The organism is Streptomyces sp. P9-2, assembly GCF_051903975.1.
GTDB classification, from domain to species: domain Bacteria; phylum Actinomycetota; class Actinomycetes; order Streptomycetales; family Streptomycetaceae; genus Streptomyces; species Streptomyces cellulosae.
Window position 1 is genome coordinate 242,657 of the sequence record NZ_CP192634.1, and the last position, 25,592, is coordinate 268,248.

A 25,592-nucleotide genomic window follows, 5' to 3' on the forward strand; every position below is an offset into this window, starting at 1 on the left:
GCCGTTCCGGGTGTGGCACCGGGCGGGGCCACGGGCCCGTGTTCCCTCTGGTCTCACCTGTATGCCTCCGCTGCGCTGGTCGGCCGGGCCCAGCGGTGGTGCGGTGGGAGGCCGGGGGGAGCAAGCGTGCCCGGTGCGCGTCGGCACCGGGCGGACCGTCCGTCCCACAGGAGGCACACGTGACCACCCCTCGCCCGCTCGTCCGGCCGGCCCGCGTCCTGGCCGCCGCCCTGGCCGCCGGCACGCTGTTCGCCACGGCGGCCTGCTCCGGCTCGGACAGCAGCGCGTCGCCCGAGTCGGACGCCTCGTCCACGGTCGCCGAGCGGGGCCTCGCCGCGCAGACGACCTCGCCCGCCGCGTCGTCGCCGGCCGCCTCTCAGTCACCGTCGGACCTCAGTGAGGAGGGCGCCCGGAACGCGCTGATCACCCCGGCGGACATCGAGGACGACTGGACGCAGGTGCGGGACCCGCGCGAGTGGCGGGACACACTGCTGGTGGGCACCGTCGACGTGGCCGCGTTCGTCGACGGCCAGAGCGATGTGCAGGACTGCCAGCGGCTGGTCGACGCGCTGTTCGAGGAGACGCTGCTGGGCAAGCCCACGGGGGCGTCCGCCGTCACCGGCTTCCAGCAGGGCGACTCCCGGCTGCTGTACCAGGTCGCCGCGTACGACAAGGCGGAGCTGAACGACTCCATGCAGTGGCTGAGCGAGCTGCCCGACGCCTGTGACCAGTTCACGCTGACCGGCGGGGACGCCGGGGAGCGCACGGTGCAGGTCATCGAGACGTCGCTGCCGCAGGCCGGGGACAACCGGCAGGGGCTGACCGTGACGGTGAAGGGTGAGAGCAGCGGCGCCCCCGTCACGCTGAGCCTGGACGTCGCCGCGGTGCAGATCGGCGCGGACGCGATCACGGTCACCAACGGCGGTCTCGACGGCGCCGACCACGACACGACGTCGGCCGCGGTGGAGCGGGGCACGCTGCGGCTGCAGGAAGTGCTCGCGGGACGCACGCCGTCGCCGACGCCGAGCGGGATCAACTGACCGGGGTGCGCGGGTGACGGATGCGGCGGATCCCCGGGACGGCGGGGCGGGCGCGGGCGGCGGGCCGCCCCCGGGCCCCGGCGTCGGCGCGCCCGGCGACGGCGGTCCGCCTGACCCGGGCGGAGGACTCTACGGCCGGGAGCTGTTCCCGCCCGAGGACCCGCACGAGTCGGAGCGCATCGATGCCGCAGCGCTGGTGTACGACCCGATCACCACCCGGCGGCTGAGCGAGCTGGGCGCGGGTCCGGGCATGCGGTGCCTGGAGGTCGGCGCGGGGACGGGAACCGTCGCGCGGTGGCTTCTGGAGGAGGCCGGGGTGGCGGAGGTCGTCGCCCTCGACCGGGACACGCGCGCCCTGGCCGCCTGGGATCTGCCGGGCCTTCGGGTGCTCACCGCGGACGTCACCGACGAGGACCTGGACCCGGGCAGGTTCGACCTGGTGCACGCGCGGTTCGTGCTGATGCACCTGCCGGGGCGCCGCGGGCTCGTCCACCGGCTGGCGGGCCTGCTCCGCCCGGGCGGCGTGCTGGTGCTCGGCGACGCGGTGGAACTGCCCGACACACTCGACCGCTCCTCCGCCTACCGGCGCACCATGGACGCCATGTGGGCGGCGCTGTGGGCGACGATCGGCACCGACATCACCGAGGTGCCGGCGTACCCGCGTTACCTCCGCGAGGAGGGTCTGCGCGACATCGGCGCGGAGGTGGTCTGCCCGCCCCTGCTCCCGGGCGGCCCGGCGGCCCACTTCTGGTCGGGCACCTGGCAGCGGATGCGGCCTGAGCTGGAGGCGACGGGGCTGGTGGACGCGCGGGTGGTGGACGAGGCACTGGCGTACCTGGAGTCGCCGCAGCTGGCGGAGGTGGGTCCGGGGATGGCGATGGTGTGGGGACGCCGGGAGGACCAGGGCCTTTCGTTCGGATCAGCCTCGCTGTGAGTCGCGGTGCGCCTTGGGCCGACCCGAGCGGGGTCCGGTGCGTGCAGCTGCAAGCGGAGGAGGGCGTCGACGCGATGGGGGTCCCTTCCGCGCGGGCGAAGCCGAGTGGGGGGGGGCGGCAACCGACGACAACGCCGCTGGGGGCGCCCCCACGCCCGTTCAGGGCAGTGGGGGGTGCGTGTCAGGCCCCGCGACGCCGGGATGCTCCCGAGGAAAGGCCCTGGCCCTCCGAGGTGGCCGGGCCTGCGAGGAGTCGGTCCACGGGGAGGGCCGGGACGGTGCGTCCGGCGTATCCGGTGGTCGTGGTGGCGGCGAGGAGGGAGTTGAGGACGGCCTCCTCCACGGCGTCGAGGACCGCCTCGAAGAGGGGGCTGAGGTCGGCGTCGGCGAGCGGGGGCGCGGTGCCGGGGCGGGTGGTGGTGAAGGCGACGGCGTAGTCGCCGCTGCCGTGGCTGTAGGCCGCGCCGGTACGGGCGAGGGCGAACACGGCACGGCGGGCGACCCGGGTGAGCCGGCGGGCGTCGAGCGGGGCGTCGGTCGCGACGACGATCATGCAGGACCCGGTCTCGGAGGCCGGTCCGCCGCCGTCGAGGGCGCGCCCGAGGACGCGCAGGGTGCCGCCGAAGTTGGCCTGCACGAGAGCGCCGACGGTGAACCGGCGGCCGCCCACGTCCGGTGTACGGGAGGACGTCCCGATGCCGGCCTTGAACCCGAGGGCGACGGTGCCGGTCCCGGCCCCGACACACCCCTCGGCCACGGGCCCGTCCGACGCCCCGTCGAGCGCGGCCCGCACATGCTCCTCGCCCACTGGCCGACTGCGAATGTCGGACAGATATCCGTCGTTGCACTCCCCCACGACCGGATTGAGACTCAACACGTCTTCACACCCCGGCTGTTCGAGCACCCACCCGACAAGCGCATCGGCGACCCGGAACGCGGACAGCGTGGAGGTGAGCAGCACGGGGGTCTCCAGCTCTCCGAGTTCGGCGAGCTGGGTGGACCCGACGAGCTTGCCGTACCCGTTCCCGACGAACACCCCGGCGGGAACCGCGGCCCCGGGCCGGACCCCGTCGGGCACGACGGCGGTCACCCCACTGTGCACGTCGGGCCGAGTCCGGACGGTGGTGTGCCCGACACGGACTCCCGGCACGTCGGTGAGGGCGTTGAGGGGGCCGGTGGGGGTGGGCCCGACGACGATGCCGAGGTCACGGGCGCAGGGACGGGGAGTGGCAGCCGAGTTCATGGGCGGGACCTTACCCAGCACCCCGGCGCGCGCCCTGCGAGACCCGACAGACCTCCCCCACGCGGCCAGCCCCGACCGCCTGTCGCCTCGTGAGCGATCCGATCCCACCGCCTCACCCCACCGGGCAGGGGCCAGGCCCAGGCCGGCAGTCGGGCGGTGTTCAAGTCGTCGAGGAGCCGGACGAGCTGCGGCCCGGCGAGGGCCGCTCCGTCGGGCACCGTGGGGCCGTGGTCGGCGTGGAGCCGGGCGAAGCGTGCCCCATCCGTCGGGATGCCCGTCGACGAGCATCGACCTCCAGTACCCGGCATGGGAGACATCGGCGTGCCGCCATCGGGCCAGCAGCATCAGGAGCACGAGGAGCGGACAGAAGGGCGCGCCGAGGACGGTTCCGATCAGCGCCGGCGGGGGCCGCCCTGCCGGGCGCAGCCGAGGCCGGCCTGCGGCCTGCAGAACGTCCGCCCGGGGGCTGCGGGATCCTTCCGAGCCGGCACCGCTCTCCGGCATCGGCCTGGACGTTCAGGCGGCTCGCTGTCTCGAGGCGCTTCGGTTAGCGGGTCATGTGCGGGCTGGTCCTACTTCCAGGGCAGCGACCGCCAGGGCCGCGACTCCGTCGGGTACTGACGTCAGGAGACCCGTGGTCTCGTCGTGGCGGGTTCGGCCGCCCCGCGGGGCAACTGGCCGGTGATGGGGACCGGGTTCGCGCAGGCCCTCCGCGAGGTGGGCCGCCTGCAAAGTGACCTGGCCGTCGGACGCCGCGCGGGCCTGGGGCGCGGTGCACAGGAGCACGGCCAGGGCGCACAGGCACAGCAGGAGCGCCGTGCGTATCCCGCGCCCGGCGTCAGACGAAGCGGCAGCGTCAAAGCGTTCAACCCAGCTTCGCCGACTGCGCCTTCACCACCGCCGGCGGCAGTTCCGCGTCGCTCGGGCGGCCGGTGACCATCGCCATGCCGTCGGCGGCGAAGTAGACGCCGACGACGTCGCCCGCGCGGACGACCTGGGTGTGGAGGGTGTGCGACACGCCCTGGAACGAGGTCGTGGCCGTGAAGCCCACCGTCTCCTCGCCGGCCGGGGCGACGTCCTCCGCCGCGACCGCCTCGTACACGGTGCTGCCGTTGCTCCCCTTGGCGGTGAAGCCGTCCCCGCACGCGGCCACGGCCTTCTTCACGTCCGCCAGCACGGCCTGCGCCCCGCCCGGCGCGTACGTCGTGAGCGTGACGTACGTGTCGGGCGCGCCCTCGGACTCCGAGTCCAAGGACCGTGTGAGGTCCGCCTGCGGCTCGCCCAGCGGCAGTTGGTTCAGCGCGAGGGCCAGCGGCGCGCAGGCCGGCGTGTCGGCGCTCATCTCCGACGCGGACTCGGCGAGGGCGAACCGGTCGTCGTACGGCTTCACCGCGAAGCCCTTCACCTCGGCCGGGGTGACCATCAGCCCGGCCAGCCGCTCGGCCGGCGCGGCCCGCTCCGACCGGGTCGCGGAGGGCCTGGGCTCACCCGTGGAGTTCTCCGGCTCCCCGCCTCCGCCGCACGCGGTGAGCGCGGCGAGGCAGAGTACGGCCAGGGCGGGGACGGAACGGTTCACGAAAGGGCTCCTCGTAAGCCTGTGGGGGGGGGAGGGTGGGCACGTCAGCCGGCGAGCGGCGCGCGTGGTGGGGGGAGCAGGTGAGGGCGTCCGGCTCGGGCGCTCGGCCTCGGCAGTACCGCCGCATCGCCACGCGGCCGTCTCACCGCCTGTGCCTCCGTCACCCTGATGTCTCCCCCGCGTCCCTGATCGCCGTGCGTCGCGCGGCGCGCCTCGCCCTCCGGGGCGGGACGGCGGCACTGATCGTCGGCCTCGGCGTCGCCGGTGATGATAACGAACGGCGGTCACCCGGCCGGTGTCAGGGTGCGGGCGTCCCCGCGTCCGCGGCCGTGCCCTCCCCCGGCTGCTCCTTCTCCTCGCTCGCCAGCGCCCGCGCCAGCGGAAGCCGCGACAGCGCCAGCACGCCCGCCGCGATCAGTGCCGCGCCCAGGAGTTGCGGGACCAGCCACCATCCCGTCCGGACGTACTCCTCGTAGACGGTGATCCCCAGCGCCAGGCTCACGCACGCGTCGCCCAGTGTCAGCGCCGGCTGGGAGGCGACCAGCGGGCCCGACTGCATCGCGTTCTCGAGGAAGAACAGCGCGCACACCCCGAAGAGGGCGAAGCCGTACGTCTGCCAGGTGGTGAAGAAGGCGGTGATGCCGCCGTCGTCGAGGGTGTGCATCGACGTCTTCATCAGCGCGGCCGTCATGGCGTACGAGATGGCCGTGGCGAGTCCGAAGCAGGCAGCCCGGCCGCGGCCCTCGGGGCGGCGGAGTGCCGCGACGACCAGGGCGGCGATGGCGGCGACGCACACGGCGACGGCCGGGATCCAGTGGGTCATCGGCACCTGGGTGCGGTTTCCCGCGGGCGAGGCCGCGAACAGGACGATGCCGAGGCCGGCCACCACCGTGCCGACGGCCAGCCAGCCGGCGCGTGACAGCCGTCCCTGGAGCAGGGCCGCGGCGATGACGAGGGCGAGGGGCAGTTCAAGGACGAACAGGGGCTGCACGATGGTGATCGGACCGGTCACGAGCGCCACGGCCTGGCAGACGCCGGCGGTGATCACGGCGAGGATGCCGAGCAGCCAGACGGGTCGGCGCAGCAGGTCGAGGATGAGTCCGAGGCGCAGTCCCTCGGACTTGGGCACCGTCAGGGCGGCCTTGCGCTGGAGCACGGTCGCGAGCGCGTTGCTGAGCGCGGCGCCCAGCGCGAACAGGACCGGCAGCAACATGTCCACCCTCCACGACGAGTCGGTCCGCCCCCGGTCCCTGCCATGGTGACCGTCCTGCGGACGGTGCGCGAACGCGGGAGGGCGACCGGCTCGTCACCGGGCGGAGGGCTCCGCACGGTGAGACCCCTCGCGGCGCGGGGACACCCAGCGGTGGTACGCCTCCCGGGCGTCGGGGACGAACGCCTCGTCCCGCACCAGTTCCGCGAGCTGGGGCTCCGTCAGCCAGTCGTGCCAGGCGATCTCGTCCGGGGCGGGGGCGAACGGCCCGGTCACCACGGCCTCGTGCAGCCCGAGCCAGTACGGGCTGATCACGCCCGCGCACCGGAACTTGAGGACGAAGCGGGGGCGGGCCCGTACGCCCAGTTCCTCCGTCAGTTCCCGGGCGGCGGCCTCCTCGTAGGTTTCGCCGGGCTCCGCCGCTCCCCCGAGCATGAAGTTGACGCCGCCCGGGAAGCGGACGTCGTCGTGCGGCCGGCGGTGCACGAGGATCCTCCCCCGCGTGTCCCGGCAGACGACCGTCGCGACGCGGTGCAGCCACCGTCTGCGGATCGCCTCGCCTCTGTCGACGACGCCGATCACCCGATCGTCGTCGTCCACCCGTTCGACCAGTTCCGTCATGATCACATGATGCCCGAGGGGCGCCGCCCTGTCAGTCGTGCAGGCCGCGGGCCGCCGTCCAGGTGTCCGGGCCGCCGCCGCGCCACTCGACGCGCGGGGACCGTCGCAGCCAGTCGCCGTCGGCGTCGTCCATTCCGTGCAGCCGCAGGAACTCCACGACGTCCAGGAGCGTGTAGGCCATGCCCAGGAAGTGCGGGCCCGCGCGGACGCGGCGGCCGCCGTCGCCGGAGGGCGGGTAGATCACGACGGTGGGCTGGTCGCTCGCCATGGGTCCAGCGTGCACGGGCCGGCAGGGGCGCGCATGCGGGCGCGGGCCCGCCGCGGCCGCGGGGTCAGCCGCCGACCGGGCTCGGCTCGGGGACCGGGCGGCCGGGGAAGGAGCGGTCGCCGAAGAGGATGCGGGCCGCCGCGGCGCGGCCGGGCGGGGTGCGCAGAAGAGTGAACGCCGCGGTGGTCGCGGCGGGCGTCCGGATGTGCGCCAGTCCGTTGCGCAGCGCCAGCCGGCCGCGGAAGCGGGAGCGGAGGGAGGTGCCGCTGTAGTGGGTCAGGGGGGCGGAGGCGCCGGTGCGCAGGGCGTCGTCGAGGACCTGGGCGGCCAGGTCGGACAGGCGCAGGCACGGGTCGAGGCCGCCGGCGGTGAGCGGCGACACCGCGCCGGCCGCGTCCCCGACGAGCAGTCCGTCCGCGCAGCCGATGCGGCGCAGCACCCCGCCGACGGGTATCGGCCCGCCACGCCGCTCCACCGTGTCCGGACGGCGCACGCCCTCCAGGCCGGGCGCGTCGGCGCTGAAGCGTTCCATGGCGCGGCGCAGACCGTGCGGGAAGCGGTCGGCGTATCCGGCGACGCCGACGTGGGCGTGCTCCCCGTCGTTGACCGCCCAGGCGAGGTATCCGGGGGCGACCCGGGGGTCGAGGACGCAGTGGAAGGTGGGCGGTTCGCCGTTCGGGGCGACCGGGAAGACCTCCTCGGCGCCGACCAGCAGATGCCGGTTGCGGTCGAGGCCGAGGTCGCGGGCCACGCTCGACCGGGCGCCGTCCGCGCCGACGACGTACCGGGCGCGGACGCGGTACGTCCCGTCGCGGCCGATCAGGTGGTACGTCCCGTCGTGCCGGCCGGCGTAGCGGGTGCCCAGCGCGAGCCGTACGCCCGCATCGACGGCGACCGCGGCCGACGTCTCGTACAGCCCGGCCATGTCGCCGACGCGGAACTCGTCCCGGTCGCTGACCAGGGCGACGGGGCGGCTCAGGTCGGGCGGGTAGAGCAGCATGCGCCGGATGGGCGGGCCGAGGTGGCGCTCGGGGAGCGGGAAGTCGTCGAGCGTCTTGCGCACGAAGATCCCGGTGGTGCGGACGGCCCCGGCGAGGGTGGTGCGGCGGTCCACGAGGAGCACGTCGCGTCCCTGCCGCGCGAGCCGCGTGGCGACGTGCAGCCCGGCCAGTCCGGCCCCGACGACCAGCACGTCGGTACGGGTCACTCCCCCGGAGACCGGACGGGCGGCGGGCGCGGGGGCAGGGACGGCTGAGGACATGAGGCGCTCCAGGGCTCGAGGCGCGCACAGGGCGCGATGCCGAGGGCACCGCACAAACACCTGCGCACCGATCGAATGACGATGGGAAGCTATCGAAATTCGATAGGTGCGGCAAGTGGGGGGTCCCATCCCTGCGGGGCCATCAGGGTGGCCGCGGGCCGTGTCGGGCACCCGTACCCCGAGGGCGCTGGCCATCCTGGGCCGTGCGGCGCCTTCCGGAAGCGAACAAGGAGTACGGCATGTCCATGGACTCGGTCGAGCGTTTCCTCACGGCCCTGGACCCGGAGCACCGGGAAGCCGTCAGCGCGAAACCCCACGAGGAGCAGCAGCGGCTCGCCGACGCCTGGGAGCGGGAGCTGGCGGACGACACGGAACTGGACACCCTGGACGAGCTCTCCCCGCCGGCCGCGGAGGCCGAGGCGGCCCGCCGCGTCCTCGGCCTCGAAGCGGGTTAGGGACACCCGGGGGCGCCGGCGCCCGGAGCGGCAGTGGTCAATTCCCCACGCCCAGCGTGGACATGAACGCGGCCGGATAGCGGTCCCCGCGCGCCGAACCCGGCGGCACCGCCTTCTCGATCTCCGCCAGGTCGTCCGCCGTGAGCTCCACGTCGAGCGCCGGCAGCGCTTCCGCCAGCCGTTCACGGGTACGGGCGCCGACGAGCGGCACGATGTCCTCGCCCTGCGCCGCCACCCACGCGATGACCAGCTGGGCGACGGTGCACCCCTTCACCGCGGCCACCCCGCGCAGCGCCTCGACGAGGGCGAGGTTGTGCTCCACGTTCCCCGCGGCGAACCGGGGGCCGGCAGCACGGTGGTCGCCCGGCCGGGCGGCGCGGTCCGGCGACCAGTGCCCGGAGATCAGCCCGCGGGCGAGGACGCCGTACGCGGTCAGGCCGATGCCCAGCTCGCGCAGGGTGGGCAGGACTTCCGGCTCGACGGCGCGGGAGATCACCGAGTACTCGATCTGCAGGTCGGCGACGGGATGCACGGCGTGCGCCCGCCGCACGGTCTCCGCGTCGACCTCGGAGAGGCCGAGGTGCCGTACGTGGCCGGCCTCGATCAGTTCCTTGACCGCGCCGACCGTCTCCTCGATCGGCACGTCGGGGTCGCGCCGGGCGGGCCGGTAGACGTCGATGTGGTCGGTGCCGAGACGGGTCAGCGAGTGGGCGAGGAAGTTCTTCACCGCGGCCGGACGGCCGTCGACCCCGCCGTACGTCGGGCCGGGGCCGCTCAGCATCCCGAACTTCACGCTCAGCACGTAGCTGTCACGGTCCCTGCCGCGCAGCGCCTCCGCGAGCAGCAGCTCGTTGTGGCCCATGCCGTAGAAGTCACCCGTGTCGACGAGGGTGACGCCGGCGTCCAGCGCGGCGTGGACGGTCGCGATGCTCTCGCTGCGGTCGGCCTCGCCGTACGAACCCGACATGCTCATCGCGCCCAGTCCGAGCGCGGAGACCCTCGGTCCGGTGCTGCCCAGTGTGCGTGTGCGCATCATGTGCTCCTTACTGATCTGCACGTCGTGGTCGCCTCCACTGTGTGGCGGCGGCGGGGCGGGCGGGAGCGGAGCGTTCATCGTGGGAGCGGCGCTCCCTGGATGGGAGTTCGCCTGCGCGGGACCATGGAGCCGTGGAACGAGAACAGCTCGCCGACTTCCTGCGCCGCCGCCGTCAGGCGATCCGCCCGGCCGAGGTGGGCCTCGCCGACGGACCCCGGCGCCGCACGCGCGGACTGCGCCGGGAGGAGGTGGCGATGCTCGCCGGCATGTCGGTGGACTACGTGGTCCGCCTGGAACAGGGCCGCAGCAGCCAGCCCTCGACGCAGCTGCTGGCCGCGCTGGCCCGCGCGCTGCGTCTGTCCGACGACGAGCGCGACCATCTGTTCCATCTGGCGGGTCACCGGCCGCCGCCCGCGGACGGCACGGCCCGGCCGGCGCGCGCGGGGCTGGTGCGGATGCTCGACCTGCTCGGCGACACCCCGGCCGCGGTGCTGTCCGACCTCGGCGAGATGCTGGCGCAGAACCGCGCCTCGCTGTTGCTGATGTCGGATCTCACCGGCTTCCGCGGCGACCGCCGCTACATGATCTACCGCTGGTTCACCGAGCCGGAGGCGCGCGCCGTCTGCCCTGCGGAGTACCGGGAGCTGCACGGCCGCAGGCTGGTCGCCGACCTGCGGGCGGCCGCCGGACGCCGGGCGGGCGACCCGGAGGTGGCCGGACTGGTCGAGCGGCTGGAGGCCGCCGGCTCCGGGTTCAAGGCGCTCTGGGCGGAGCACGAGGTCGCGGTCCGGCGCGCGGACCGCAAGACGCTGCTGCATCCCCGGGTCGGCCGGCTGCTCCTGGACTGCGAGACGCTGGTCACCCCCGACCAGCGGCAGGAACTGCTGGTGCTCACCCCGGCGGACGACGAGACCCGCGAGCGGATGGAACTGCTGCGGGTGCTCGGCAGCGAGGAGTTCCCGGCGGGGGCGGCGGACCGCGACGGGCGGTGACGCCGGATCGCGGTGCGGGCACAGCTGCACGGGTCCGTGCGCACGCGGCCCCTCACGACGACAGTCGCGCGTCCCGCTCGCCACGCACCGCGCGGTGCCGTAGGCACGACAGGACGACCACGAACGGCCACAGCGACTGCATGGCCGTCACGACGCGTTCGGCGACGCCCGCCATGCCGTGGCGGTGCATCTCGACGAGGAACCACACCGCCCCCGCGACCATCACGCTGGTCGCGGCGAAGGACGGCAGGGGCCGCAACGCCCACGGCGTGGTGCTGCCCGCGGTCGCGGCGAGGACCGGCCACAGGGCGAGCAGCGTGAAGCCGACGGCGGCCACCGAGCCGTGCCCCAGTGAGCCTCCGCTGGTGGGGGCGGGGACCATCGCCACGGCCAGTGCGGCCACTCCCCCGCCGGCCAGCGCCACCCGCCCGGCCGCCGCGGCCGCCCGCAGTCCCCATGCGGTGAGCAGATGGCAGACGCCCAGCGCGAGGAACGCGCCGGTCATCACCCAGGAGCCCGAGGCGCCGTACGCCGCGAGGACGCTGATCGTCTGGGTCACCGGGTCGTAACCCGACCCCTCCAGCGCCGCCGAGATCGCCCAGCCCCCGATCAACAGCACCGGCGCGCACCCCGACGAGAACAGAACCCACCTGGGAACAAGCAGCATTGGACCACCATATGCGGATCAAACGATGCGTATCGGACCAACTCGACGCCACCCCAAACGTCCCGAGATGAGCGGTTCGTCTCTTCGGCGTAAGGTGATTGCCGTGCATCCGGCCGTGGCTCCGAGCTGCGGCCGCAGTCCCTCCGGCCGGCCGGAATCCGCCCGCGCATCTTGCCGTGCGCCGGTGGTCGCGCACCGGCCCGGCCGCCTCAGCCTCATCTTGCGGAGGACCAACCATGGGCACGGTGACGACTTCTGACGGGACGACGATCTTCTACAAGGACTGGGGCCCGCGAGACGGGCAGCCCCTCGTCCTCCACCACGGCTGGCCGCTCAGCGCCGACGACTGGGACGCGCAGATGCTGTTCTTCCTGCAGCGCGGCTACCGGGTGATCGCCCACGACCGGCGCGGGCACGGACGCTCCGACCAGACGGCCGGGGGCCACGAGATGGACACGTACGCGGCCGACGTCGCGGCCCTGACCGACGCGCTCGACCTGCGCGACGCCGTGCACATCGGGCACTCCACCGGCGGCGGTGAGGTGACGCGGTACGTGGCGCGCGCCAAGCCGGGCCGGGTCGCGAAGGCGGTGCTGGTGAGCGCGGTGCCGCCCGTCATGGTCAAGTCCGAGAGCAACCCGGGCGGCACGCCGATCGAGGTCTTCGACGGGTTCCGCAGCCAGCTCGCGGCCAATCGTTCCCAGCTGTACATCGAGATCGCGTCGGGCCCGTTCTACGGCTTCAACCGGCCGGGCGCGGAGGTCTCCCAGGGGCTGATCGACAACTGGTGGCGGCAGGGGATGACGGGCGCGACGAACGCCCACTACGAGTGCATCAAGGCGTTCTCGGAGACCGACTTCACCGAGGACCTGAAGAAGATCGACGTGCCGGTGCTGGTCATGCACGGCACGGACGACCAGATCGTGCCGTACGACGACTCGGCCCCGCTGACGGTGAAGCTGCTGAAGAACGGCACGCTGAAGACCTACGAGGGTTATCCGCACGGCATGTTGTCGGTGTACCCCGACGAACTCAACGGGGACATCCTGAACTGGCTCAAGTCCTAGTCGGCGGTGGGCAGTCGGCCCCGCTCCGGCCCTCTCACGGGCGCCGGGGCGGGGCCGCCGTGCCGTCGGACGCCGTCCGCGCAGGGGAGACGCCGGGCGGTCAGCCGAGCATGGCGATCGTCGTACGGGCCGGGGAGTGTTCCGCGCGCTCCCACGACCAGCCGTTCTCGACGACCAGGGGGCGCCAGCCGGAGGGGCCGAACCAGAACCACAGCAGATCCGCCGTGCCCTCCTCCGGCTCCGCCGGACGCGCCGTGAGCGTGTCCAGGTGGGCGGCGACGTCACGCGACGCCTTGCGGTACTCGCCGGTGGCGCGTTCCGGCACTGGCCGCGGACGTGGTCCACGACCGCTTCGTCAACCGGGAGGCCGCCGTCGCCCCGGCCGCATGCTCGCTCGACGGGCCGGCCGGCGTCCTCGCCTCCTCGGCGTGGCTGCGCAGCGCCTACGGGGACCTTCGCCTGCCGGTCGACGCCGTGGCGGAGGACGGGGACCGGGTGTGGGTGCGGCTCCGATGCAGGGACGGCACACCGGTCCCTTCGTGCGGTACCGCGAAGGGCGGCTGGACCAGGCGGTGCCGCCCACCGGCCGGGAGATCGACTGCGAGCGGATTCATGTGCTCCATCTGCGGGAGGGCCGGGTCGTGGGGCACGAGGCGGTGCGGGACGACGTGACGACGCTGCAGCAACTGGGGGTGCTCCCGCCGTCGCCGACGGCGGCGCTGCGGACGGCCGTCTGGAAGGTGAGCGGGCGGGCTGCCCGGGCGGCGGAGGAGGTGACGCGGCGCGCCGCGGAGGCGGCCTCGTCGGGGTGACCGGGCGCCGCGGACGCTTCGTAGGCCCGGCCGGGGCGCCGCGCAGGCGGCCTCGTCGGGGTGACCGGACGCCGCGGACGCTTCGTAGGCCCGGCCGGGGCGCCGCGCAGGCGGCCTCGTCGGGGTGACCGGACGCCGCGGACGCTTCGTAGGCCCGGCCGGGGCGCCGCGCAGGCGGCCTCGTCGGGGTGACCGGACGCCGCGGACGCTTCGTAGGCCCGGCCGGGGCGCCGCGCAGGCGGCCTCGTCGGGGTGACCGGGCGCCGCGGGTGGGAGGGAGAATGCGGGTGACCAGGCTTTCCCGGGTGCGGGAGCCGTGAGCGGGTGTGCGGAGTGAGGGCGGATGGAGCTGCGGGAACGGCGGGAGCATCACGTCGGGGTGCTGGTCTTCGACGGGATGAAGATGCTGGACCTGTCCGGCCCCGCCGAGGTGTTCAGCGAGGCGAACCGCTTCGGCGCCGCCTACCGGCTGAGCATCGTCTCGGTCGGCGGGAAGCCCGCGCGGTCGTCGATCGGCGTGCCGGTGCCGGCCGGCGCGGACGCGCTGGACGCGCCCGCCTTCGACACCTTCCTGGTGGTCGGCGGTGACGCGCTGCCCACTTCCCCCGTCGACCCCGACCTCAGCTCCGCCGCCGCGGGACTGGCCGCGCGGGCGGGGCGGGTCGCGTCGATCTGCACGGGCGCGTTCGTATTGGGCGCGGCCGGTCTGCTCGACGGCCGGCGGGCCACGACGCACTGGCAGCACACCGCGCTCCTGGCCCGCCTCCACCCCGCCGCCCAGGTGGCACCCGACGCGATCTTCGTCAAGGACGGCGGCACGTACACCTCGGCCGGGGTCACCGCGGGCATCGACCTGGCGCTGGCCCTGGTGGAGGACGACCACGGGCCCGACCTGACGCGCGGCGTCGCCCGCTCGCTGGTGGTGTACATGCAGCGCGCGGGCGGCCAGTCGCAGTTCTCCGCCTCGCTCCAGGGGCCGGCCCCGCAGACACCCGTGCTGCGGCTCGTGCAGGACGCGGTGCGGGCGGACCCGACCGGCGACCACACCGTGGAGTCCCTCGCGGCGCGCGTCCGGGTGAGCCCGCGCCATCTGACCCGGCTGTTCCGCGCGGAGCTGGACACCACGCCGATGAAGTACGTGGAGCTGGTCCGCTTCGACATGGCGAAGGCGCTGCTGGACGCGGGGCACAACGCGACGGAGGCGGCGGCGCGTTCCGGGTTCCCCAGCTACGAGAGTCTGCGGCGGGCCTTCTCACGGCACCTGGGGGTGTCACCTACGCGGTACCGGCAGCGGTTCGCTTCGACGAGGAGGGACGTTCTCTGAGGGCCCCGTGTCTGTTCGGGAGGGGTTGTCGGCCGTCCGTGAGCGGCGATGGCGGGGCGGATGCCGCAGGGTGGAGGTGTTCCGGTCACGGTCACACCGAACCCCTCGGAGGCAGTCATGAGCGAGAAGATCGCCGGTGTCGCGATCCCGGACAGCACGCTGGCGCGGGAGGCCACCGAGCTGATCCGTGACACGACCCCGCCGCTGATCTACCACCACTCCCGCCGGGTGTTCCTGTTCGGCAGCCTCCAGGCCGCTGCGCGCGGGCTTCAGCCCGATCCTGAGCTGCTGTACGTAGCGGCCCTGTTCCACGACACGGGTCTCGTGGAGCCGTACCGCTCCGACGACCAGCGGTTCGAGATGGACGGCGCCGACCAGGCACGGGCGTTCCTGCTGCGGCACGGGCTGTCCGAGGGCGACGCGAACACGGTGTGGACGGCGGTCGCCCTGCACACCACCCCGGAGGTGCCGTACAAGATGGCCTCCGAGATCGCCGCGACGACGGCGGGCGTGGAGACGGACGTGCTGGGCCTGAACCTGGACAACATCACCCGTGCTCAGATCGACGAGGTGACCGCCGCGCATCCGCGGCCGGACTTCAAGCGGCAGATCCTCCAGGCGTTCACGGACGGCTTCAGGCATCGCCCCGACACCACCTTCGCCACGGTCAACGCGGACGTCCTGGAGCACTTCGTGCCGGGGTTCCGCCGGGTCGACTTCGTCGACGTCATCCAGAACTCGGCGTGGCCGGAGTGACCCTGATGTGAGGGCGGTCGTGGGGACCGCCGCCCGTTACCCCCGGTCCCCCGGCCGGCCCGGCTTTCCCGGTTTCCCCGGCGACCGGGCGATCTCCCGCTGGGCCGCCTCGATGATGCCGAGTACGGCCGCCGCTGCCGCGTCCGGGTCACGGGCCTCGACGGCCCGTACGACGGCGCGGTGACCGGGCAGTGAGGCCTCCACCGCGCCCGGGGTCTGGGTGCTGACGTCGAAGCTGTGCCGCAGCGCGATCTCCACGGCGCGCCCCAGGGAGCCGAGCAGTCGGTTGCCGCCGGCGTCCAGCAGGGCCCGGTGGAAGGCGATGTCGGCCTCGACGTAGCCGCCGCGCGCGGGTGACGCCGCCGCGGCCTCCATCGCGGCGAGGGCGTCGCTGAGGGCGCGTACGTCGTCGGGTCCGGCCCGTTCGGCGGCGAGGCGGGCCGCCTCGGGTTCGACGATGCGGCGCAGTTCGCCCGTGTCGCGCAGCAGGGCCGCCGCGTCCCCGGCCTGCTTCCAGCGCAGGACGTCCGGGTCCAGGTGGTTCCAGTGGTCCGGGGGCAGTACGCGCGTGCCGGTGCGGGGCCGGACGCGCAGCATGCCCTTGGCCACCAGCGACTTGACCGCCTCCCGCAGCAGACCGCGGCTGACGCCGATCTCCGCCGCGAGGGCGTCCTCGACCGGCAGCGAGTTGCCCGGCTGCCACACGCCGGCCACGATGCGCCGCCCGAGTTCGTCGGCCACACGCTGCTGCATGGTCGGGAAGTTCGTGTCGATCTCCGCCCACCCCCTGGACGCCATTCATCGAATCATTTAATGATTGAGGCTCCAGGGTAGCGGGGTCCGCACCTCGGCCACGCCCCAACCGCGCGGCGGACGACGCCGGAGCCACGGGAGTGTGCACATGACCGACCGTCGGAACTCGAACCGCCGTAGTCAGGCCTGGTTCGGCGCACAGGGACGCAGCGGGATGCTGTACCGCTCGTGGATGCGCAACCAGGGCTTCGGGCACGAGGTGTTCGACGGGCGTCCGGTCATCGGCATCGCGACGAGTGCGTCCGAACTCGCGCCGTGCAACGCGCACTTGACGCGTGTCGCGGAGGCCGTGAAGCGGGGGGTGTGGCAGGCGGGCGGTCTGCCGCTGCAGTTCCCGACCATGGCGACCGGCGAGACGCTGATGCGTCCGACGGCCATGCTGTACCGCAACCTCATGGCGATGGAGGTCGAGGAGCTGATCCGGGCCAACCCGCTCGACGGGGTGGTGCTGCTGTCCGGCTGTGACAAGACGACCCCCGCCATGCTGATGGGCGCCGCGAGCGTCGACCTGCCCGCGGTGATGGTGACCGGCGGGCCGATGCTCAACGGCAAGTACCGGGGCCAGGACGTGGGTTCGGGCACGCATGTGTGGAAGTTCGAGGAGGATCTGAAGACCGGGCGGATGACCGAGGAGGAGTGCTTCTTCGCCGAGGGGTGCATGGCGCGCTCCAACGGTCACTGCATGACGATGGGGACCGCCTCGACGATGGCGTGCGTGGCGGAGGCGCTCGGTATGCAACTGCCGGGTTCGGCGGCCTGGCCGGCGGTCGACTCCCGGCGGATGGAGACCGCGCAGGCGGCGGGGCGGCGCATCGTCGACATGGTGGAGGAAGAGCTGCGTCCCTCGCGGATTCTCACGCGGGAGGCGTTCGAGAACGCCATCCGGGTCAACGCCGCGATCGGCGGCTCCACCAACGCCGTCATCCATCTCACCGCGCTCGCCGGACGCGTGGGTGTGAAGCTCGACCTGGACGACTTCGACCGGCTGGTCCGCGAGATACCGACGCTGGTGAACCTGATGCCGAGCGGCAAGTACCTCATGGAGGACTTCTGTTACGCGGGCGGGCTGCCCGCCGTGACGGCCGAACTGCTCGGCGGCGGTCTGCTGCACGGCGGTCCGGTCACGGTCACCGGACGCACCGTCGCCGACAACACCGCGCGGGCCGAACGCGTCGGCTCCGACGTCATCACCCCGCTCGACGCGCCCTTCCAGCCGGCCGGCACGGGCATCGCCGTCCTGCGCGGCAACCTGTGCCCGGACGGCGCGGTCATCAAGCAGTCCGCCGCCTCACCGCACCTGCTCACCCACCGCGGACCGGCTCGCGTCTTCGACTCCCCCGAGGCGTACCACGCCGTGGCCGACGACCCCGACCTGGACGTCGACGAGAACACCGTGATCGTCATCCGCAACGCCGGGCCCAAGGGCTACCCGGGCATGCCCGAGGTCTCCAACGTGCCGTTGCCGGCGAAGCTGTTGAAGGCCGGGGTCACGGACATGGTGCGCGTCTGCGACGGCCGGATGAGCGGGACGGGATACGGCACGGTCGTCCTGCACGTGACTCCCGAGGCGGCCGTGGGCGGCCCCCTCGCCCTGGTGCGCGACGGTGACCCCGTCGTCCTCGACGTCCCCGGCCGCACCCTCCGCCTGGATGTCGACGACGCCGAACTGGCGCGACGCAGGGAGGAGTGGGCCCCGGCCGCCGAGCAGTACGTGAGTGGCTACACGTGGCTGTACACCCAGCATGTCGAACAGGCCGACCGGGGCGCGGACTTCGGGTTCCTGCGCGGCGGGCGGGGCCACGCGGTGCCTCGCGACTCCCACTGAGCCTCCGTCCTTCGAGGAGTACATCGACCGTGGAAACGGCAACAGCGCACCCTCGTCCGGTCCTCACCGCCGACTCCGTCCTGCCGGAGGACGCCGGCCGGGCCGCCCTCGTCGCGCGCATCCACGACCCGGAGGCGGGCGGACCGTGCGTGGCGGTGGTGCGCGGGGAGGACGTCGTCGACCTGACGGCCGTCGCGCCCACCGTGTCCGACCTGCTGGAACGCGACGACGCGGTGGAGGTGGTGCGGGAGGCGGACGGCGGACGAAGCTGGCGCCTGGACGACCTCCTGGCCGCCCGGCCCGGCCGGCTTGACGTGCCGCACCTGCTGGCCCCCGTGGACCTCCAGGTCATCAAGGCAGCGGGCGTCACCTTCGCGCGGAGCCTGCTGGAACGGGTCATCGAGGAACGCACGGGCGGGGACCCGGCGCAGGCGGCACGGGTGCGGGAGCGTGTGGTGCGGCTGGTGGGCGGTCGGCTCGACGGCATCGAACCCGGATCCCCGGAGGCGGCGAAGGTCAAGGACCTGCTGGCCGCCGAAGGGTTGTGGTCGCAGTACCTGGAGGTCGGCATCGGGCCGGACCCGGAGGTGTTCACGAAGGCGCCCGTGCTGTCGGCGGTCGGCACGGGCGCGGACATCGGCGTGCTCCGCGCCTCCGTGTGGAACAACCCCGAACCGGAGGCGGTCCTCGTGGTGGACTCACGCGGCCGGGTACGGGGCGCGACCCTCGGCAACGACGTGAACCTCCGGGACGTGGAGGGCCGCAGCGCCCTGCTGCTGTCCCGCGCCAAGGACAACAACGCGTCCTGCGCGATCGGCCCGTTCGTCCGCCTGCTCGACGACGACTTCGGCATCGACGCGGTACGGGGCCTCGACATCGACCTGCGGATCGAGGGGCGGGACGGCTATGTGCTGCGGGGCAGCAGCTCCCTGCGCGAGATCAGCCGCGACGTACTGGACCTGGTGTCCGCGACCTACGGCGCCCACCACCGATACCCGGACGGCTTCGCCCTGTTCACGGGCACGCTGTTCGCCCCGACGGAAGACCGGAAGACCCCGGGCGAGGGCTTCACCCACGAGTACGGGGACGTCGTCCACATCTCCAGCCCCCGTCTGGGCGCCCTGATCAACACGGTGGTGCCCAGCGAGGAGGCAACGCCGTGGACGTTCGGGGTGGGGGCGCTGATGCGGAGCCTGGGGCGGCGGGGGTTGTTGTAGCCGGATGTCAGCACCCCGTCAGCTGAGCCCCGCTGCCCTGGCGACTTGCTCGAGCTTCGCGAAGTGCGCCGCGCGGGTCCTTTCGTCGAGCCGTTGCTCATGCTCCGTCCGCATCCCCGTGCGGCCGTCCACCGATTCGCGGAGGATGTCCGCGTGACCCGTGTGGCGGGCGGTTTCGCCGAGGACGTGGAGCATGACGGCCAGCAGGGTCGTGTTGGGGTGTGGGTCCGGCCACCAGGGGACGTGGCCCGGGGTGTCGAGGGTCAGTGCGGCGATCGTCGCGTCCGCGTGGGCCCAGGTGCGGCGGTAGAACACGATGATCTCGTCGCGCGTTTCATCCTCGACCGCCCAGTGGTCGCTGCCGTCGGAGTCCTGCCAGCGGCACAGCGGTTCCGGGGAGGGGCGGTCGAAGACCTCGCCGAAGTATCTGGCCTCCACTGTGGCACCGTGTTTGACGAGGCCGAGGAGATTCGTCCCGGTGGCCGTCAGGGGGCGGCGGGCGTCGTACTCGGACAGGCCGTCGAGTTTCCAGAGGAGCGCCTCACGGTCCCGCCGCAGTCGCCGGTGCAGGATGTCCTTGGCGGCATAGTCCCCCATCATGCGGCCGAGACTGTCACGGACCTCCCTTCCCCATCCACCGTGGTGGGGTGCGCGGCCCCCTGACGTGTGCCGCACACCCCGCGGTTCATGCGGTGGCCGGCTTCTGTACGAACGTGGCGTGCAGGCGTCGGGCGTGGTCGACGTGGCGTTCCTCGCCGGTCAGTACCACCCGGGCCGTCAGGCGGGCATCCGCGCTCGACGCCGCCAACCTCAGATCCAGCGCGCCCGGTTCGACCACGCGCCTCCCGTCGCGGCCCGTGAACGACGCCAGGTCGGCCGGGACCGTGACCGTCAGCCGTCGGGCCTCCCCCGGTTCCAGGGTGACCCGTGTGTAGCCGACGAGACGCTGCACCGGCTGGACGACCGACGCGACCGGGTCGTGCAGGTACAGCTGGATCACCTCCGTGCCCGACCGCTCGCCCGCGTTGCGGACCGTGAGCGCGAGCGTGAACTCGCCGTCCGTCGGGGCCTCGTCGGCGTCCAGCGTCAGGTCCGTCCAGTCGAACCGTGTGTAGGACAGACCGTGACCGAAGGGAAACGCGGGCGTCGGGTCGACGTCGGACACCTCGCTGGCCTGCGCCAGCCGTGCGCCCAGATAGGTGCTCGGCTGGGAGCCCGGTGTGCGCGGCACGCCGATCGGGAGGCGTCCGGACGGGTTGACCCGGCCGCTCAGGACCCCGGCGATCGCGTGCGTCCCCTCCTCGCCCGGGAAGAACGACTGCACGATCGCCGCCGACTCCGTGACCGCGCGGCCGAGCGCGTACGGGCGTCCGGCCAGCAGCACGGTCACCACCGGCGTCCCGGCGTCCAGCAGCGCGTCGAGGAGCCGCTGCTGCGCGCCGGGCAGGTCCAGCGTCTCCGCGTCGCAGCCCTCGCCGCTCGTGCCGCGGCCGAACAGGCCGGCCCGGTCGCCCAGCGCCGCGAGGGTGACGTCGGCCTCGCGGGCCGCCCGTACCGCCTCGTCCAGGCCGGACAGGTCCCCGTCGTCGACGCCCGTGCCGCGGACGTACGTGACGTCGGCGTCGGGGAATTCCGCGGTGAGCGTCTCGCGCAGGGTGGGCAGGCTGATGCCGAGGGGCGTGCCGGGGTGGCGGACGCCGATGTGCTGGGGGAAGGAGTAGCAGCCCAGCACGGCGGTGGGTTCGTCGGCGTTGGGGCCGATCAGGGCGATGCGGCGGGGGCGGGCCAGCGGCAGGGTGCCGTCGTTGCCGAGCAGTGCGACCGCTTCCTCGGCGAGTGTGCGCGCCAGGGCCCGGTTCTCGGGGCTGTCGAGGTCGACGCGGCCGCGCAGGGCCTCGGGGTCGTCCGGGTCCGTGCCGTCGAGGGCCGCAGGCAGCGCGTCCCAGTCCGGGTCGAGCAGGCCGAGCGCGATCTTCTGGGTGAGGACCCGGCGCAGGGCGCGGTCGACCAGTTCCTCGGGAACGCGGCCGTCGGCGACGGCCTCCGTGAGCGGGGCGCCGTACGTCTTGACGTTGGGCAGCTCGACATCGATGCCCGCGTGGAGCGCGGTGCCGGCGGCGTCCGCCCAGTCGGCGGCGACACCGTGCAGGAGCGTGAGGAAGGCGACGGCGAAGTAGTCGGCGACCACCGTGCCGTCGAAGCCCCAGGTGTCCCGCAGCAGGCCGGTCAGCAGGCTCTCGTCGGCCGCGGAGGGCACGCCGTCGGTGTCGGTGTAGGCGTTCATCACCGAGCGGGCGCCGCCCTCGCGGATCGCCATCTCGAACGGCGGCAGCACCACGTCGGCGCGCTCCCGCGGCCCCATCGAGGCCGGCGCGAGGTTGCGTCCGGCGCGGGAGGCCGAGTACCCGGCGAAGTGCTTCAGCGTGGCGACGATCCCGGCGGACTCCAGGCCCTGGACGTAGGCGGTGCCGATGGTGCCGACGAGGTACGGGTCCTCGCCGATGGTCTCCTCGACGCGGCCCCAGCGGGCGTCACGCACGACGTCCAGGACGGGCGCGAGACCCTGGTGGACGCCGACGGACCGCATGTCGCGGCCGATGGCGGCGGCCATGCGCCGTACCAGGTCAGGGTCGAACGCGGCGCCCCAGGAGAGCGGGACGGGATAGGCGGTGGCGCCCCAGGCGGCGAAGCCGGCGAGGCACTCGTCGTGTGCGAGGGCGGGGATGCGGAAGCGGTTGGAGGCGGCGATACGCGCCTGGGTGCGGGCCAGGGACAGCGCGCCCAGGGCGGGGTCGACCGGGACCGTGCCGAAGGGGCGGGTCAACTGGCCCAGTCCGGTGGGGAGAAGCGCGTCCAGGTCGACGGCCTCCTCCATTTCGTGCTGGTGCGGGGCGACTTCGCCGCCCTCGTCGGAGGCCCCCACCCACACACCGAACAGCTGGGCGGTCTTCTCCTCGAGGGTCATGGCGGCGATCAGCGCGTCGACGCGCGCGGATACGGGGGCGGTCGGGTCGTTCCAGAGGGAGAGGGCGGAGGGGTTCTCCGCGGCGACGTCGGCGTTCACTTTCCTCCTCCGCCCGCCGGGCCCCGAACCGGGGTCGGGGCGGGCGAACCGGTGGTCGTGTGGGAGTCGGGGCGGGGCGCGTGCCCCGCCGATGCCGGTGTCGGGCAGATCACGTCCGATGGGGTCAGCGGCTGAATCCCGCGGTCAGGCCGCTCAGCAGCTGGCGGCGGCCGAAGGCGTACAGCACCAGGACGGGCAGCGTGGTGAGGACGACGGCGGCCAGCACGGCCGGGACGTTGACCCCGTACTGGCCCTGGAAGGTCCACAGGGCGAGCGGCAGGGTCCTGCGGTCCGGGCTCTGGGTGAGGACCAGGGGCAGCAGGAAGCCGTTCCAGATGGTCAGGGCGTTGAAGAGGGACACGGTGAGGATGGCGGGCCGGGTGAGCGGGGCCGCGAGCCGCCACAGCGTGGTCCACTCGGTGGCGCCGTCCACGCGCATCGAGTCGAAGAGTTCCTTCGGCACGTCGCGGATGAAGTTGGCGAGGACCAGCACGGACAGCGGGATGGCGAAGGCGATGGACGGGAGGATGAGGGCGGTCAGGCTGTCGTAGAGGTGAAGTCTGATGATGATGAGGTAGACCGGGATGACCGTCGCCTGGAGGGGGATGGCCAGTCCCATGAGGAACAGCCCGTTCATCGCGCGCAGTACGCGCATGCGCCGGCCGCGGACGATGGCGTAGGCCGCCATGAAGGAGACGAGGACGGCCGGTATCACCGCTCCGGCGGTCACGACGACGCTGTTCACGAAGTACTGCAGGAAGTCGGACTCGACGACCATCCGGTAGTTCTCGAGGGTGGGGTCGGCCGACGGGACGAGCGGGTTGCTCGCGTAGTAGCGGCTGCGGTCCTTGAGGCTGGTGATGAGGGTCCAGTAAAGGGGTACGGCGACGACGGCCAGCCACAGCCAGCCGGCCAGGCCGCCGGGCCAGTTCCGCCGGCGGGCCGCCGGACGGGAGCGCTGGGGCCCTTCGGGGCGGTCGGCCTGCTGGGGCCGCCGGGTCTTGGTGAGCGTGGTCGTCACGTCAGGAGGCCCCCTCGAGTTGGCTCGCTCCGGCGTCCCGGCCTCCGAGGCGGCGCAGCAGCAGGGCGAGCGCGAGGCCGACGAGGACGAGGATGACCGCGATGGCGCTGGCGGGTCCCATCAGGCCGGCCTGGAAGCCCCGCTTGTACATGTCCAGTGCGAGCACCCGGGTGGCGTCGCCGGGGCCGCCCTCGGTCAGGACGAAGATGAGGTCGAAGAAGGTCAGCGACCCGACGACCATCAAGGTGGACGAGGTGATGATGGTGTACTTCAACTGGGGCAGCGTGATGCCGAAGAACTGCCTGACCCGTCCGGCCCCGTCCAACTGTGCGGCCTCGTAGAGGGACTTCGGGATCTGCTGGATGCCGCCCTGGTAGATCAGCGAGTGGAACGGGATGAACTGCCAGGACACGACGAAGATGACGACGCCGAACGCGAGCCCCGGCCGGCCCAGCCAGTCCTGGCTGAGCGCCTCGATCTTCAGTCCGGCGCCGAGCCCGAAGTTCGGGTCCAGCAGGGCCTCGTAGGCGATGGCGATGGCGGCGGAGCTGAGCATCAGCGGGATGAAGTAGATGACGCCCAGCACCGCCCGGTACCGCTGGCGTCCGGCGAGGAACGTGCCGAGCAGGATGCTGATCGGTGTCTGCACGGCCCACGACACGGCCATCACCAGGAACGTCACCCAGAGGGCGTGCGGCAGCCCGGGATCGGTGAGCACCGCACGCCAACTGGTCAGTCCGGTCGGGCGGATGGAGCCGATGCCGTCCCAGGTGGTGAAGCTCAGCGCGAAGACGCCGACGAGCGGTACGACGGCGAAGCCGGTGAACAGCAGCAGGGCCGGCGTCGCCAGCCAGGGCAGGATGCTGCGCTGGGGGCGGCGGCCGCTCTGCTTGGCGGTGAGCGTGCTCATGCGGCGGTGACCGCGTTGAGGTTGGAGGCGAACTGCTGCGGGGATATCGAGAGTTGGAAGAGCTTGACGATGTTGTCGAGCAGCGTCTCGGCGGCGGTGGGGCTGAGCGCCTGGTCCCAGGACTGCACGAACACCTTGGCCTTGCTGGCGACGTCGTAGGTGAACTGCAGGAACTCGGCGTTGTCGGAGGCGGCCAGCAGCTTCTCCGTGCCGAGCCGGATGGGCACCGACCCGTTGCCGATCCACTTTTTCACCTCCTCCTCTTGGAGGACTCCGGTGGCGAAGAAGTCCTTGGCGATCTTCTTCTGCTCGTCGCTCGCCTTGGAGGAGATGGACAGGTACTGGGCGGGGTTGCCGACGGTGTCGCTCAGGTCGCCCTTGCCGCCCTCGACGGCCGGGAAGTTCATGAAGCCGAGCGAGCCGCTGGGCACGAAGTCTCCGCCGTCGGCCTGCTGGATGCCGTACGACCAGGCGCCGTGCAGCATCATGGCGGCACGGTCGGTGTAGAGGAGGGCCTGGTCGGCGTTGGAGTCCGCGGTGATGGAGGAGAAACCCTTCACGAACCCGTCGGCCTTCACCAGGTCCTGGAGCGCGGTGAGCGCCTTGATGGCGTCGGGGTGCGACCAGGCGTTCTTCTCGCCCTCGATGGCGGCCTGGAACACCTCGGGCCCGCCGATACGGTCGAACAGGAACTCCAGCCACATCATGTTGGTCCACCGGGACTGCCCGCCGAGCGCGAAGGGCGCGATGCCCTTGGCGTCGAACTTCGGGACCAGGGCCATGATGTCGTCCCAGGTCTCGGGCGGGTCCACCTTGACCTGGTCGAACACGCGCTTGTTGTAGTAGAGGATGATCGGCTGCACCGTCTCGGACGGCATCGCGTAGATCTTGCCGTCGACGGTCGCCGCGCCGAACGAGGACGGGAACAGGCCCTTCTTGACGTCGGGGTTCTCGTCGAACCACGGGGTGAGGTCCTCGACCTGCCCGGCCTCCGCGTAGGCGCGCAGGGTGCCGCCGCCCCAGCCCCAGATGATGGTGGGCGCCTGTCCGGCGCCGATGGCGGTCTTGATCTTCGTCTTGTAGGCGTCGTTCTGGTAGGTCGTGTCCTCGATCTGCTTATCCGGGTTGGCCTTGTTGAAGGCGTCGACGGCGCCGGCCCTGACGCCTTCCTGCGGCTGTCCGTTCAGGTACCAGTAGGTGGCCGCACCGCCCTTGCCGGGGCCCGAGGAGCCGCTGCAGGCGGCGAGCGCGGCGGAGACGGGCACGGCGGCCGCGAGGCCGAGAAGGGTACGTCGGGAGAGCGCCATGATTTTCTCCGCACTCGAGAGCCGTCGGCTTCTCGTGGGTCGTGGAAAGGTTTTCGAAAATCACTTCGTCTAGCTCTGTCCGAGCAAGCTAGGTTTCACGCTGATGCGGTGTCAATACGCGTGCAGCCGCCTTGCGATGCGGGCATATTCCTTGCGGCACAAGGGTCTTGATC

General features: G+C 73.0%; 25 protein-coding genes and 1 pseudogene. 11 read left to right on the top strand and 15 right to left on the bottom strand.

Annotation, left to right across the window (positions count from 1 at the left end; translation table 11 throughout):
- Nucleotides 1-179 precede the first annotated feature (179 nt).
- Nucleotides 180-1,040 (top strand): hypothetical protein, encoded by an 861-nt coding sequence (locus tag ACQY0Z_RS33750; RefSeq protein WP_347224528.1) that lies wholly within the window; start codon nt 180-182, stop codon nt 1,038-1,040.
- Between the two features lie 13 nt (nt 1,041-1,053).
- Entirely contained in the window at nt 1,054-1,974 is a 921-nt protein-coding gene (locus ACQY0Z_RS33755) for a class I SAM-dependent methyltransferase (protein ID WP_439813474.1), read from the top strand.
- 181 nt (nt 1,975-2,155) lie between these two features.
- On the opposite strand, the gene ACQY0Z_RS33760 is transcribed toward ACQY0Z_RS33755, so the two are convergent.
- The 6 genes from ACQY0Z_RS33760 to ACQY0Z_RS33785 form a co-directional block, all read right to left on the bottom strand.
- Nucleotides 2,156-3,217 carry a P1 family peptidase gene (locus ACQY0Z_RS33760; RefSeq protein WP_439813475.1) on the bottom strand — a complete coding sequence of 354 codons (1,062 nt, stop codon included), beginning with the start codon at nt 3,215-3,217 and terminating at the stop codon, nt 2,156-2,158.
- 865 nt (nt 3,218-4,082) lie between these two features.
- Nucleotides 4,083-4,793: a hypothetical protein gene (locus tag ACQY0Z_RS33765; RefSeq protein WP_189900077.1), complete on the bottom strand. Its 711-nt coding sequence runs from the start codon at nt 4,791-4,793 to the stop codon at nt 4,083-4,085.
- Nucleotides 4,794-5,091: 298 nt separating this feature from the next.
- Nucleotides 5,092-6,006 (bottom strand): DMT family transporter, encoded by a 915-nt coding sequence (locus ACQY0Z_RS33770; RefSeq protein ID WP_189900075.1) that lies wholly within the window; start codon nt 6,004-6,006, stop codon nt 5,092-5,094.
- Between the two features lie 93 nt (nt 6,007-6,099).
- Nucleotides 6,100-6,624 carry an NUDIX hydrolase gene (locus tag ACQY0Z_RS33775; RefSeq protein WP_189900073.1) on the bottom strand — a complete coding sequence of 175 codons (525 nt, stop codon included), beginning with the start codon at nt 6,622-6,624 and terminating at the stop codon, nt 6,100-6,102.
- 31 nt (nt 6,625-6,655) lie between these two features.
- On the bottom strand, nt 6,656-6,892 hold the full coding sequence (locus ACQY0Z_RS33780) for a hypothetical protein (protein WP_189900071.1): 237 nt from the start codon (nt 6,890-6,892) through the stop codon (nt 6,656-6,658).
- A gap of 64 nt (nt 6,893-6,956) precedes the next feature.
- Complete coding sequence (locus ACQY0Z_RS33785; RefSeq protein WP_439813476.1) at nt 6,957-8,153, bottom strand: FAD-dependent oxidoreductase; 1,197 nt, start codon at nt 8,151-8,153, stop codon at nt 6,957-6,959.
- 239 nt (nt 8,154-8,392) lie between these two features.
- Between ACQY0Z_RS33785 and ACQY0Z_RS33790 the strand changes: the two genes are divergently transcribed.
- On the top strand, nt 8,393-8,608 hold the full coding sequence (locus ACQY0Z_RS33790) for a hypothetical protein (RefSeq protein ID WP_189900070.1): 216 nt from the start codon (nt 8,393-8,395) through the stop codon (nt 8,606-8,608).
- Between the two features lie 37 nt (nt 8,609-8,645).
- Here ACQY0Z_RS33790 and ACQY0Z_RS33795 read toward each other — a convergent pair whose 3' ends face one another.
- Entirely contained in the window at nt 8,646-9,641 is a 996-nt protein-coding gene (locus ACQY0Z_RS33795) for an aldo/keto reductase (RefSeq protein ID WP_189900068.1), read from the bottom strand.
- Between the two features lie 134 nt (nt 9,642-9,775).
- Between ACQY0Z_RS33795 and ACQY0Z_RS33800 the strand changes: the two genes are divergently transcribed.
- Nucleotides 9,776-10,636, top strand: a complete 861-nt coding sequence (locus tag ACQY0Z_RS33800) for an MmyB family transcriptional regulator (protein ID WP_189900066.1) — start codon at nt 9,776-9,778, stop codon at nt 10,634-10,636.
- A 52-nt stretch (nt 10,637-10,688) separates the two neighbouring features.
- Here ACQY0Z_RS33800 and ACQY0Z_RS33805 read toward each other — a convergent pair whose 3' ends face one another.
- A complete protein-coding gene (locus ACQY0Z_RS33805; RefSeq protein ID WP_189900064.1) occupies nt 10,689-11,303 on the bottom strand; it encodes a DUF998 domain-containing protein in 615 nt (204 codons plus the stop codon).
- A gap of 236 nt (nt 11,304-11,539) precedes the next feature.
- On the opposite strand from ACQY0Z_RS33805, the gene ACQY0Z_RS33810 reads away from it, so the two are divergent.
- Nucleotides 11,540-12,370: an alpha/beta fold hydrolase gene (locus ACQY0Z_RS33810; protein ID WP_189900062.1), complete on the top strand. Its 831-nt coding sequence runs from the start codon at nt 11,540-11,542 to the stop codon at nt 12,368-12,370.
- A 100-nt stretch (nt 12,371-12,470) separates the two neighbouring features.
- Here ACQY0Z_RS33810 and ACQY0Z_RS33815 read toward each other — a convergent pair whose 3' ends face one another.
- Nucleotides 12,471-12,695, bottom strand: coding sequence for a hypothetical protein (locus ACQY0Z_RS33815; RefSeq protein WP_189900060.1), 225 nt, complete (start codon nt 12,693-12,695; stop codon nt 12,471-12,473).
- Between the two features lie 11 nt (nt 12,696-12,706).
- On the opposite strand from ACQY0Z_RS33815, the pseudogene ACQY0Z_RS33820 reads away from it, so the two are divergent.
- From ACQY0Z_RS33820 to ACQY0Z_RS33835, 4 genes and pseudogenes are all read left to right on the top strand, one after another.
- Nucleotides 12,707-12,841: pseudogene (locus tag ACQY0Z_RS33820) on the top strand (ester cyclase); the annotation flags it as partial.
- Nucleotides 12,842-12,882: 41 nt separating this feature from the next.
- Nucleotides 12,883-13,182 carry an ester cyclase gene (locus ACQY0Z_RS33825; RefSeq protein ID WP_439813477.1) on the top strand — a complete coding sequence of 100 codons (300 nt, stop codon included), beginning with the start codon at nt 12,883-12,885 and terminating at the stop codon, nt 13,180-13,182.
- A gap of 343 nt (nt 13,183-13,525) precedes the next feature.
- Complete coding sequence (locus ACQY0Z_RS33830) at nt 13,526-14,506, top strand: GlxA family transcriptional regulator (protein ID WP_439813478.1); 981 nt, start codon at nt 13,526-13,528, stop codon at nt 14,504-14,506.
- Between the two features lie 117 nt (nt 14,507-14,623).
- Nucleotides 14,624-15,262: an HD domain-containing protein gene (locus ACQY0Z_RS33835; protein WP_439813479.1), complete on the top strand. Its 639-nt coding sequence runs from the start codon at nt 14,624-14,626 to the stop codon at nt 15,260-15,262.
- 36 nt (nt 15,263-15,298) lie between these two features.
- Here the strand turns inward: ACQY0Z_RS33835 and ACQY0Z_RS33840 are convergent, their stop codons facing one another.
- A complete protein-coding gene (locus ACQY0Z_RS33840) occupies nt 15,299-16,060 on the bottom strand; it encodes a FadR/GntR family transcriptional regulator (protein ID WP_189900057.1) in 762 nt (253 codons plus the stop codon).
- A 103-nt stretch (nt 16,061-16,163) separates the two neighbouring features.
- Between ACQY0Z_RS33840 and ACQY0Z_RS33845 the strand changes: the two genes are divergently transcribed.
- The gene (locus tag ACQY0Z_RS33845) at nt 16,164-17,900 is read left to right on the top strand and encodes a dihydroxy-acid dehydratase (RefSeq protein ID WP_189900056.1); all 1,737 of its coding nucleotides are present in this window, start codon (nt 16,164-16,166) and stop codon (nt 17,898-17,900) included.
- A gap of 29 nt (nt 17,901-17,929) precedes the next feature.
- Nucleotides 17,930-19,117 (top strand): fumarylacetoacetate hydrolase family protein, encoded by a 1,188-nt coding sequence (locus ACQY0Z_RS33850; protein WP_189900055.1) that lies wholly within the window; start codon nt 17,930-17,932, stop codon nt 19,115-19,117.
- A gap of 18 nt (nt 19,118-19,135) precedes the next feature.
- Here the strand turns inward: ACQY0Z_RS33850 and ACQY0Z_RS33855 are convergent, their stop codons facing one another.
- From ACQY0Z_RS33855 to ACQY0Z_RS33875, 5 genes are all read right to left on the bottom strand, one after another.
- Nucleotides 19,136-19,714, bottom strand: a complete 579-nt coding sequence (locus tag ACQY0Z_RS33855; protein ID WP_189900129.1) for a DinB family protein — start codon at nt 19,712-19,714, stop codon at nt 19,136-19,138.
- Between the two features lie 88 nt (nt 19,715-19,802).
- On the bottom strand, nt 19,803-22,181 hold the full coding sequence (locus tag ACQY0Z_RS33860) for a glycoside hydrolase family 3 N-terminal domain-containing protein (protein WP_439813480.1): 2,379 nt from the start codon (nt 22,179-22,181) through the stop codon (nt 19,803-19,805).
- Between the two features lie 124 nt (nt 22,182-22,305).
- Nucleotides 22,306-23,202, bottom strand: a complete 897-nt coding sequence (locus tag ACQY0Z_RS33865) for a carbohydrate ABC transporter permease (protein ID WP_439813481.1) — start codon at nt 23,200-23,202, stop codon at nt 22,306-22,308.
- A gap of 1 nt (nt 23,203) precedes the next feature.
- A complete protein-coding gene (locus ACQY0Z_RS33870; protein ID WP_439813482.1) occupies nt 23,204-24,112 on the bottom strand; it encodes a carbohydrate ABC transporter permease in 909 nt (302 codons plus the stop codon).
- Complete coding sequence (locus ACQY0Z_RS33875) at nt 24,109-25,419, bottom strand: extracellular solute-binding protein (protein ID WP_439813483.1); 1,311 nt, start codon at nt 25,417-25,419, stop codon at nt 24,109-24,111. The genes ACQY0Z_RS33870 and ACQY0Z_RS33875 overlap by 4 nt, the downstream gene beginning before the upstream one ends.
- Nucleotides 25,420-25,592: the final 173 nt, after the last annotated feature.

Excerpts from the sequence above, each read along its gene's own strand:
- ACQY0Z_RS33845 (WP_189900056.1), top strand. The coding sequence starts at position 16,164 with ATGACCGACCGTCGGAACTCGAACCGCCGTAGTCAGGCCTGGTTCGGC.
- ACQY0Z_RS33825 (WP_439813477.1), top strand. The coding sequence starts at position 12,883 with ATGCAGGGACGGCACACCGGTCCCTTCGTGCGGTACCGCGAAGGGCGG.
- ACQY0Z_RS33790 (WP_189900070.1), top strand. The coding sequence starts at position 8,393 with ATGTCCATGGACTCGGTCGAGCGTTTCCTCACGGCCCTGGACCCGGAG.
- ACQY0Z_RS33760 (WP_439813475.1), bottom strand. The coding sequence starts at position 3,217 with ATGAACTCGGCTGCCACTCCCCGTCCCTGCGCCCGTGACCTCGGCATC.
- ACQY0Z_RS33810 (WP_189900062.1), top strand. The coding sequence starts at position 11,540 with ATGGGCACGGTGACGACTTCTGACGGGACGACGATCTTCTACAAGGAC.
- ACQY0Z_RS33835 (WP_439813479.1), top strand. The coding sequence starts at position 14,624 with ATGAGCGAGAAGATCGCCGGTGTCGCGATCCCGGACAGCACGCTGGCG.
- ACQY0Z_RS33785 (WP_439813476.1), bottom strand. The coding sequence starts at position 8,153 with ATGTCCTCAGCCGTCCCTGCCCCCGCGCCCGCCGCCCGTCCGGTCTCC.
- ACQY0Z_RS33840 (WP_189900057.1), bottom strand. The coding sequence starts at position 16,060 with ATGGCGTCCAGGGGGTGGGCGGAGATCGACACGAACTTCCCGACCATG.
- ACQY0Z_RS33805 (WP_189900064.1), bottom strand. The coding sequence starts at position 11,303 with ATGCTGCTTGTTCCCAGGTGGGTTCTGTTCTCGTCGGGGTGCGCGCCG.
- ACQY0Z_RS33855 (WP_189900129.1), bottom strand. The coding sequence starts at position 19,714 with ATGGGGGACTATGCCGCCAAGGACATCCTGCACCGGCGACTGCGGCGG.
- ACQY0Z_RS33780 (WP_189900071.1), bottom strand. The coding sequence starts at position 6,892 with ATGGCGAGCGACCAGCCCACCGTCGTGATCTACCCGCCCTCCGGCGAC.
- ACQY0Z_RS33875 (WP_439813483.1), bottom strand. The coding sequence starts at position 25,419 with ATGGCGCTCTCCCGACGTACCCTTCTCGGCCTCGCGGCCGCCGTGCCC.
- ACQY0Z_RS33770 (WP_189900075.1), bottom strand. The coding sequence starts at position 6,006 with ATGTTGCTGCCGGTCCTGTTCGCGCTGGGCGCCGCGCTCAGCAACGCG.
- ACQY0Z_RS33830 (WP_439813478.1), top strand. The coding sequence starts at position 13,526 with ATGGAGCTGCGGGAACGGCGGGAGCATCACGTCGGGGTGCTGGTCTTC.
- ACQY0Z_RS33870 (WP_439813482.1), bottom strand. The coding sequence starts at position 24,112 with ATGAGCACGCTCACCGCCAAGCAGAGCGGCCGCCGCCCCCAGCGCAGC.
- ACQY0Z_RS33795 (WP_189900068.1), bottom strand. The coding sequence starts at position 9,641 with ATGCGCACACGCACACTGGGCAGCACCGGACCGAGGGTCTCCGCGCTC.
- ACQY0Z_RS33775 (WP_189900073.1), bottom strand. The coding sequence starts at position 6,624 with ATGACGGAACTGGTCGAACGGGTGGACGACGACGATCGGGTGATCGGC.